The sequence below is a fragment of the Endozoicomonas sp. SESOKO2 genome (assembly GCF_024606245.1).
Classification (GTDB): domain Bacteria; phylum Pseudomonadota; class Gammaproteobacteria; order Pseudomonadales; family Endozoicomonadaceae; genus Endozoicomonas_A.
This window is the reverse complement of the sequence record NZ_JAHHPQ010000224.1, coordinates 1-1408: the sequence shown is the minus strand read 5'-3', so window position 1 is coordinate 1408 and position 1408 is coordinate 1. Positions and strand designations below refer to the sequence as shown.

Genomic DNA, 1408 nt, shown 5'->3' with positions numbered 1-1408 from the left:
CGGCCCTGATCAGGAGTTTCAAACACTCGATATTGCCTTCCCGGGCTGCGATGAATAGCGGGGTCGCGCCATCCTCAGCCCTTTGGGCGTTGAGTTTGGCCCCGGCGTCGATCAGGAGTTCCACGCAGTCGATATTGCCCTTCCGGGCTGCGATGTGCAGCGCAGTGGTGCCGTATTGAGTACGGACGTCGAGATCCGCCTTGGCACCGATCAGGAGTTTCAGGCAGTCGATGTTATTTTCTTGTGCAGCGACGTGCAGCGGGGTGCTGCCTTCATTGTTCTGCTTGTTAAGGTCCGCCTTTGCTTCGATCAGGAGTTTCACGCAGTCGGTTTTATTTTCTTGTGCAGCAATGAACAACGGCGTGGCACCATTCTCGATCCAGACGGTGTTGAGATGCGCCCCCTTTTTGATCAGGAGTTTCACGCAGTCGGTGTTATTCTCTTGTGCAGCCATGAACAGTGGGCTGGCGCCATCCTCAGCCCGGGCGTTAATATCCGCTCCGGCGGTGATCAGGAGCTTCAGGCAGTCGATATGATTTTCTTGCGCAGCGACGTACACTGGTGTGACACCATTCTTTTTCCGGGCGTTGACATCCGCCCGGGCTTTGATCAGGAGCTCCAGGCAGCCGGTTTGATTTTCCTGGGCAGCCAAGTGCAGCGGGGTGTTGCCATTCTCAGGTCCGGCATTGAGATCCGCCTCGGCGTTGATCAGGAGTTTCACGCAGTCGATGCTATCATACAGGACTGCGATGTACAGCGGGGTCATGCCGTCTTCAGTTCGGGCATTGAGATTCGCCTTGGCCTCGATCAGGGCTTTCATGCAGTCGGTGTTATTTTCCTCTGCAGCCGAGTGCAGCGGGGTGACGCCATTCTCAGGTCCGGCATTGAGATCTGCCTTGGCTTCGATCAGGAGTTTCACACAGTCGGTATTGCCTCTCTCTGCCGCTGCCATTAGAGCGGTGATGCCATTCCTATCCTTGATGTTGGGGTTCGCCTTGGCTTCGATAAGGGCTTTCAGGCAGTGGGTATTGCCCATCTCGGCAGCGATGGACAGAGGGGTGGCACCATTCTTGGCCCCGGCGTTGAGATCTGCTCCTTTATTGATCAGGAGTTTCACACAGTCGGTGTTATTTTCCCGGGCAGCGTGGAACAGTGGGGTGACGCCATCCACATTCCGAGCGGTGTTGACGTCCGCTCCGGCGTTGATCAGACGTTTGGCGACATCCGTGTGCCCCCTCATGGATGCCAACATCAAGGCAGTGAAACCACGCGTCATAACGGCATTGACATTGACGCCTTCTGCCAGTGACCTCTCCACCTGATCCAAATCCCCGTGAATACAGGCATTATAAAATGCCTGATTGGGGAAAGATGTATCCGGGTGAGATTCACCGGTGTTCAGATTCAC

Annotated in this window: 1 protein-coding gene; it reads right to left on the bottom strand. The window is 55.6% G+C overall.

Annotation, left to right across the window (positions count from 1 at the left end; genetic code table 11):
• Positions 1-1408: ankyrin repeat domain-containing protein (locus KDK17_RS05630; protein ID WP_257287551.1), on the bottom strand; the 1408-nt coding region annotated here is incomplete at both ends.